Source organism: Synechococcus sp. H55.11, assembly GCF_047462475.1.
GTDB lineage: Bacteria > Cyanobacteriota > Cyanobacteriia > Thermostichales > Thermostichaceae > Thermostichus.
On sequence record NZ_JANSJI010000103.1, the window covers coordinates 1 to 6,923 of the forward strand.

Sequence of the window (6,923 nt, forward strand, 5' to 3'; positions counted from 1 at the left end):
GGCCGGGGGTGGTCGCGTGAGCGGCGCGGAGCGCTTGGGTCTCTGGGAGAGGGGCTGGGTGTTGTCCTAGCGAATTTTTCCCTCAATAAAAGGCACCTCTAGCACCTTTTCGTGGTGGATGGGGCCATGGCCGAAATAGCCCCCTTCCCCGAACAATTCGCCGTGGTCGGCGGTAACCGTGATGTAAGTGTTTTTGGGAACTAGGTCAAACAGTTGCTCAAAGACCCCGTCCAGGTAGCGCACCGCCTCGATCTGCCGTTGGCGCAGCTCCTCCAACTGGGCAGCGCTGAAAAAGGGGATCCCGGTCTCTTCCCCTTCATCCAGGCGCTTTAACACGCCATTGACCCCAGAGATGCGGGGCCACAGGCCGGGATCCTCATCCGGCAACGCGTAGGGATAGTGGGTTTCGCCCACATTTAACAAGTAAAAGCTGGGGCGATCCGGCTCAAAGCGCAACTGCTCCACCATGGCCGCCATATCGTTGTGCTGGGGCATGAGGCGGTAGGAATCGAAGTCGCGATTGAGCAGGGTGCTGGGGTTGAGCACCGGCAGGGAGACCATGGCGTGGGTGGTATAGCCCAGTTGGTGCTTCAGTAGCGTCGGCAAATAGAGGTGGGGCAGCAGATGCTTGAACTCAATCGGTTGGCGGGTGCCGAGGCGCTCGTTGTAGCGCAAGTAATCCTGCTTGTAGTGTTCGGAAGCAAAGACCTGGGTGGGGCTGGTGTGGGGCAGCAGGCCCATGAGCAGATTGTAATGGGCGGGAGCCGTCCAGGAAGCGTAGCTCCAGCGCTTTTCCAGGGATCCCAACTTGAGCAGATGCTTGGGGTTGGCAGCCAGCAGGCTGTCGAAGCGGCAACTGTCGAGAACGATCAGCAGATAGTTATTCTGTCCCTGGGGTTCCGGTCGAGGGTCGGACTCAGACAAGGGAGCCGCAGAAGATCGCCACCAGTTTAGGAGTCCCATTCCTCTTCCTCCTCGACAGGATAGGGCCGTCGGACGATCCGCCAGTTGGGGGCTGTGGCCGCGTCGCCTTCCTCCTCAGGTTCACCGGGTTCGCGAATGCGTTCCGGCGGGATATTGGAATAGGAATAGCGGCCTGCCTGGGGATCCGGCTCCTCCTCCGGCAGATCCTGAGGCAAATAGTGGTCAGGGGGGATGATCTGCGCTTCCAAGAAGCGCACTCGCTCGATGAGCTGGTTTAACTTGCGGATTGCCTGTCGCTGGAACACCCGGTCATGCAGCCGCCAAGCGCCCACATACAGAAACCCCAAGCCCACTCCTACCCCATAGGCAGTCAACAGCGTCAGCGACAAAGGAATCGCAGCGCCGGCTTGACCGGCCACAACGACCGCTGCTGTGGATCCCCAGTTTTGGACGAGGAAGACGAGCAGGATCAGTATCCACAAGCCCAGGAGTATGGAGCGGATGCTTCTGCTCGCGTCGGCGGAACGGAGTCCTTGCATGGCCTCAACCCTTTCATTACGCTATCCTGCTTCCTCTTCTCCACCGGTCCGGCAGCGGAGAGCTTGGCCGCGCCCCAATCCAGAGGGATGAACCCCCTGGCTTTTCAGAGCAACTGAAGAGATGGGCGGTACAAGATTCGAACTTGTGACCCCTTCCGTGTGAAGGAAGTGCGCTACCACTGTGCTAACCGCCCGTAGGTACTACTTTAGCAGCTATCCGACTAGAGCAGGATTCTATATTATGCGATGATCGCTTGACAACTCCCCGACCTGCTGGCTTGCTTCCGCATAGCGATAGGCAGGAGGATTCTGGGATGATCGAGTGCCCCGCCCCTTACCAAGGCCTGCGGCGGACGGGGCTTGTACCCCAGAGCCAAGGGTCAGCCGTTGAGCCGAAAAGCCGGACGGCCATAGAGATGCGGAGATGTCAGAGATAGCCGGGATCCGGCCTGAGGGCTACAGTAAGGAGCAGGGAGCTGTAGGGTGCTATGGCCTACTCACCGACCGAAGAGGCAATTGCCCTGCTCATCGATCTGGCAGAACGCGGCGAGATCGACCCCTGGGATGTCCAGGTTATCGAGGTTATCGACCGCTTTCTGAGCCGCATAGCCTCCACCAGCAGCAGCCATGACCTGTCTGAGTCGGGACAAGCCCTGCTCCATGCTGCCATGTTGGTCTATCTCAAGGCGATGGCTTTGGCAGAACCGGAAGTAGACGAGGGTGAGCCCAGTCCGGCGGATGTGGAAGCGGATCCCTTGCCAAGCTGGTCTTTGGCGGACTTGGATGGCGTGTTGCAACCCAGGGCGGTGCCGCGTCTTCAACGTAGCCGGCCTGTCACCCTCAAAGAACTCATCGTCCACCTGCAAGAGCTGGAAACCCTGCTGGAGCACCGGCCCGAAGCTGCCCCAAAGCCCCTATCCCAACGGGTTTCTCGCCAGCAAGCGCTGTCAGCCATCACCCAGCTAGCCCACCCGGAGAATCTTTTGGAAACCACCGCCGAGCTGGAGTCGCTGCTGGCTCAACTTTGGCAGCAGGGCCTGACCCAGGTCAGCTTTGCGGCTCTCCAGCAGCACTTTTGCCAAAACGGCAGCAGCGGTGCCATTCACCCCATCCAAGTCTTCTGGTCATTGCTGCTGATGGCTGCCCGCTCCCAGGTAGAGCTGTGCCAAGAGGAGTTCTACGGCCCATTGACCATCCGCCCCTGCCCAATGGGATCCCTCCTCCCCACAGCTCTACAAGCTGAACTCTAGAGAACCACTCTAGTCGTGGTTGCTCTCCCGCTGCCCCTCGACATCCTGCCGGGCACGATCCACCCGTTTGAGATCTTCCCCAGTTGAGCGCACCGGCAGCTCGGCAGGAGTCTCCCGATCCAGGTAGTAGTCCTCGACGAGGCGCTCGCCGCTGGGATGATCTTCCCCTTCCGCGGGCAACAGTGGCGAATGCAGCAATTCAGCAGGGGGACAATCTTCCGAGATGAGCAAATCCGACGTGCTAAGCATTCCCTTGGGAATGGTGGAAAGGCGCTGGGCAACAGCCCCAATGCTTTCCAGACGAATCATCTCCTCCCAAGAGCAGATCTCCTCCTCGTCTTCCGTTTCGTAGCGAACCAGGATGGTATCCCCTTCGATATCGAGGATCTTGGCTCGTTCCAGCCAGCGTCCCTGATCGCGCAGGTAGATCCACACATCCTTGCCTTCGCGGCTGAGTTGATAGATCCTACGATGAAGCACGGTCCCCTCCTGAAGTGAAAGATCCGGGTGAGTTGTGGGGGCTACCCAGCTCATCCCTCCATCTTAGCGGCTGCATACCGAGGCTGTATGCTTTTCCACAGGGCAGCCAGAGCCTTTGCTTCTGAGGTGTTGGTTCTTCAGGAGGAGGAAGGGCGCCACCAAAGCACCTGTTGACTTAGCGTGACTGGGGATCGCCAGCCTATCGAGATATGGTTATTTCAAATAGCAATGCAACGGTTTGTTACGTCGTTATTGCGACGCAACGCTGTCGCGAAGGTGCCGCCCTAACTCCCCTCTCCCTCCGGGAGAGGGGCTGGGGGTGAGGGATATCCCTCCGGGAGAGGGGCTGGGGGTGAGGGTGGGAGTGAGGAACACTTGGGGAGTGTCTTGATCTGGTTTGAAGTGGCCATACCATGCGCATTGCCATTGTCGGGTTGGGGTTGATCGGCGGATCCCTGGCCCTCAAGCTAACCGAAAAGGGATATCCCGTGTGGGGGATGAGCCGCACCCCGGCCACCTGCCAACAGGCTCTGCAACGGGGCGCTGTTCAAGGCTGTGGAACCGAGTTGGCCCAGTTGGCCCGCTTTGACCCTCAAGTGGTGCTGATCTGCACCCCTTTGGATCAGGTGTTGGCCACCCTAGCCGCCTTGGTGCCTTATCTATCGGCAGAGACCGTGGTGAGCGATGTCGGCTCGGTTAAGCAGCCCATTGTTGCTCCGGCAACCGAACTGTGGCCTTTGTTCGTGGGAGGGCACCCCATGGCCGGCAAAAGCCTACAAGGGATCCAAGCGGCAGAAGCCGGCTTGTTTCGGGGGCGGCCTTACGTGCTCACTCCCATCGCCAAGACCCAACCGCAAGCTCTTGCTGCCATGAAAAAACTGGTGGCTGCTGTTGATGCAGAAGCCGTTTGCACCGATCCCGCGCGACATGACCAAGCGGTGGCCTGGATCAGCCACTTGCCGGTGATGGTCAGCGCCGGTTTGATCGCAGCCGTCAGCCAAGAGGCGGATCCCGCCATTCTGCATTTGGCTCGCACCCTAGCCAGCAGCGGATTCCGCGATACCAGCCGTGTTGGCGGAGGGATCCCGCAATTGGGTTTGGAGATGGCCCGCCACAATCGGCAGGCGCTGCTGACTACCCTGTGCAGCTACCGAGCGCAGTTGGGACAGATAGAACGGTTGATCGAGGGTGAAAGGTGGGACGAATTGCTGCTGGTGCTGCAACGAACTCAGCAGGAATGGCAGCAGTTCCCGGTTAACCAGCCCCGCAGAGTTCCTCAAGACCTGGGCAATGAGGAAGGGTAGCGGGCGCAGCTCCGGTGGGGTTGGGGACGTTCGTGCTACTTTGGGCTTGTGTTGGACGGATTGAGCTTATGTCGAGTACGGCCCAGCTTTGGCTCTACCACCTGGAACAATGGGCAACCCAGCTTGTCCAGAGTCAACTGCAGCACCTCTCTCCCGTCAGCCTGCTGGCGGTGGGCCTGGCCGGCTTGCTCACCAGTCTTTCCCCCTGCACGCTATCGATGCTGCCGGTAACCATCGGCTATATCGGCGGCTACACCCCCAACCCTGATGAAGGGGCCGGAAAAGTGCGTCGGCACATCTGGGCCCAATCTTTGGGTTTTGCGGCTGGGGTGGCTTTTACCCTGACCCTGCTGGGTTTAGGGGCAGCTTTGCTGGGCCGCGTTTACGGACAGACGGGATCCTTTTGGCCTACTGTGGTGGGGGGAGTTGCTATTTTGATGGGGCTCAACCTGCTGGAGGTGATTCCCCTGCGCTTTCCCGCTTGGTTCAACCGGTTGGAGATCCCCGGCGAATGGCCCAGGTTAGGCCGGGCAGTGTTGCTGGGATCCACCTTTGGCCTGGTGGCCTCTCCCTGCAGCACGCCGGTTTTGGTGGCTTTGCTGGCTTGGGTTTCCACCACGGGGCAGCCCTGGGTGGGGGGCGGGTTGCTGCTGGCTTATGCGCTGGGGCTGGTCTTGCCGCTGCTGTTGGCAGGGGTGTTTGCCGGCTCGCTCAAGCAACTGCTGGCCCTGCGGCGCTGGTCGGGCTGGTTCACCTATGCCAGTGGCGTGGTGTTGGTGGGCTTTGGTACCGTGACGATCCTCTCCGCTTGGGCCTAAGGGATCCCTGCCGCTACAGGCTAAGATGGGGCTGCCCTCCCGTTGAGAGGGGCATTCAAGTCTTGAGCTAACAACTTCCCATGGTTATCCACCCTCTTCCGCTGTTGCGGCGGTATTGTCGCCATGAGCTGCTGCCGCTGCTGGCGGATCTGCGCCTAGCCATCGGCCTTCTCTTGGCGATTGCCCTTTTGAGCGCCCTGGGCACGGTGATCGAGCAAGAGGAAACGGTGGCCTTCTACCAGGCTCACTATCCTGAGCATCCGGCCCTGTTTGGCTTTCTCACCTGGCGGCTGATCCTCAAGCTGGGGTTGGATCACGTCTATCGCACCCCTTGGTTTCTGGCCCTGTTGATCCTCTTTGGCAGCAGCCTGGCCGCCTGTTCTTTCACGCGCCAGTGGCCGATGCTCAAGGTGGCCCGTCGCTGGAGCTACCTCACCCGTCCTTCTTCCTTCCGGCGGCTGCCCTTTTGGATCTATCTGCCCCAACACTCCCTAGAGGGGCTGCCGCAGCGGCTGCGACAACGGGGTTATGCGGTGTTTGAGGAGGGATCCCGGCTCTACGCCCGCAAGGGGCTAATCGGACGGTTCGGCCCCATCTTGGTGCACGTCAGCCTGCTGCTGATCCTGTTGGGGGCCATCTGGGGCAGCCTCGGGGGCTTTAAGGCCCAGGAGCTGATCCCCAGCGGTGGGGTTGCCGCCATTGAACATGTAACCGGGGCAGGGGATCTGGCTCATCTGCCCACCTGGCAAATTCGGGTTAACCGCTTCTGGATCGACTATGCTCCCGACGGACGGGTAAAGCAGTTTTATTCTGACCTCTCGATTCTGGATGGGGGACAGGAGGTCAAGCGCCAGACCATCTCTGTCAACCATCCCCTCTCCTATCGCGGCGTGACCCTCTACCAAGCTGACTGGAGCATCGACAGCATCCGCATCCGCCTCAACAACAGCCCCTCCTTCCAAATTCCAGTGGTGCCGGTGCCCACCCAGGCGGGCAGCAAGCTCTGGGGCGCTTTTGTGCCCACCCGACCGGATCTAAGCGAGGGCTTGACGCTGTTGTTGCCAGATTTGCAGGGGACGGCCCTGCTCTACGACACCCAGGGCCAATGGGTAGGATCCCTGCGCCAGGGCATGAGCCTGGCCCTCGACGAAGTGGCTCCGCAGCGCTTTCCCAACCCCCTTACCCTGCACCTAGATGAGGTTATCGGCGCCACCGGCCTGCAAGTGAAATCGGATCCAGGGATCCCTCTTGTCTATCTTGGCTTTGGGCTGCTGATGCTGGGGGTGGTGATGAGCTATTTCAGCTACAGCCAAGTTTGGGCTCTGGAGACGGAAGCAGGGCTTTACCTGGGGGGCAAAACCAACCGCGCCCTGGTGACCTTCGAGCGGGAGTTTGCCCACCTGGTGGAGCAGCAACTGCTCTCCTCTCCCCCTTCTCCGGCAAAAGAACTCAATCCCGCCGCTCGCGTCAGCGGGACGGAGTCCTTAGCCAACGGCTAGCCTACCCAAGTGGCGGCTGTTTGACCAACAACACTGCCCAGGGTTATCTAGCTCCCCTCTCCCTCAGGGAGAGGGGCTGGGGGTGAGGGAGTCCCTCAGGGAGAGGGGC

Annotated in this window: 7 protein-coding genes, 1 tRNA gene and 1 pseudogene; 5 read left to right on the plus strand and 4 right to left on the minus strand. The window is 60.3% G+C overall.

Going from position 1 to position 6,923, the window contains the following annotated elements:
* Positions 1-66 precede the first annotated feature (66 nt).
* Positions 67-924, minus strand: coding sequence for a sulfatase-like hydrolase/transferase (locus tag NW853_RS04575; protein WP_414334226.1), 858 nt, complete (start codon positions 922-924; stop codon positions 67-69).
* Positions 925-950: 26 nt separating this feature from the next.
* Positions 951-1,343, minus strand: a complete 393-nt coding sequence (locus tag NW853_RS04580) for a LapA family protein (protein ID WP_414334228.1) — start codon at positions 1,341-1,343, stop codon at positions 951-953.
* On the opposite strand from NW853_RS04580, the gene NW853_RS04585 reads away from it, so the two are divergent.
* A complete protein-coding gene (locus NW853_RS04585; RefSeq protein ID WP_414334230.1) occupies positions 1,332-1,580 on the plus strand; it encodes a hypothetical protein in 249 nt (82 codons plus the stop codon). The two genes, NW853_RS04580 and NW853_RS04585, sit on opposite strands and share 12 nt — an antisense overlap.
* Positions 1,581-1,585: 5 nt before the next feature.
* On the opposite strand, the gene NW853_RS04590 is transcribed toward NW853_RS04585, so the two are convergent.
* Positions 1,586-1,657: transfer RNA gene (locus NW853_RS04590), tRNA-Val, on the minus strand.
* Between the two features lie 294 nt (positions 1,658-1,951).
* On the opposite strand from NW853_RS04590, the gene NW853_RS04595 reads away from it, so the two are divergent.
* Complete coding sequence (locus tag NW853_RS04595) at positions 1,952-2,713, plus strand: segregation/condensation protein A (protein WP_414334232.1); 762 nt, start codon at positions 1,952-1,954, stop codon at positions 2,711-2,713.
* A 186-nt stretch (positions 2,714-2,899) separates the two neighbouring features.
* Here the strand turns inward: NW853_RS04595 and NW853_RS04600 are convergent.
* A pseudogene (locus tag NW853_RS04600) lies at positions 2,900-3,193 on the minus strand (DUF6679 family protein); the annotation flags it as partial.
* A 413-nt stretch (positions 3,194-3,606) separates the two neighbouring features.
* Between NW853_RS04600 and NW853_RS04605 the strand changes: the two are divergent.
* From NW853_RS04605 to NW853_RS04615, 3 genes are all read left to right on the plus strand, one after another.
* Positions 3,607-4,497: a prephenate/arogenate dehydrogenase gene (locus NW853_RS04605; RefSeq protein ID WP_414334234.1), complete on the plus strand. Its 891-nt coding sequence runs from the start codon at positions 3,607-3,609 to the stop codon at positions 4,495-4,497.
* Between the two features lie 68 nt (positions 4,498-4,565).
* Positions 4,566-5,315, plus strand: coding sequence for a cytochrome c biogenesis protein CcdA (locus NW853_RS04610; protein ID WP_414334236.1), 750 nt, complete (start codon positions 4,566-4,568; stop codon positions 5,313-5,315).
* A gap of 80 nt (positions 5,316-5,395) precedes the next feature.
* A complete protein-coding gene (locus NW853_RS04615) occupies positions 5,396-6,814 on the plus strand; it encodes a cytochrome c biogenesis protein (protein WP_414348022.1) in 1,419 nt (472 codons plus the stop codon).
* Positions 6,815-6,923: the final 109 nt, after the last annotated feature.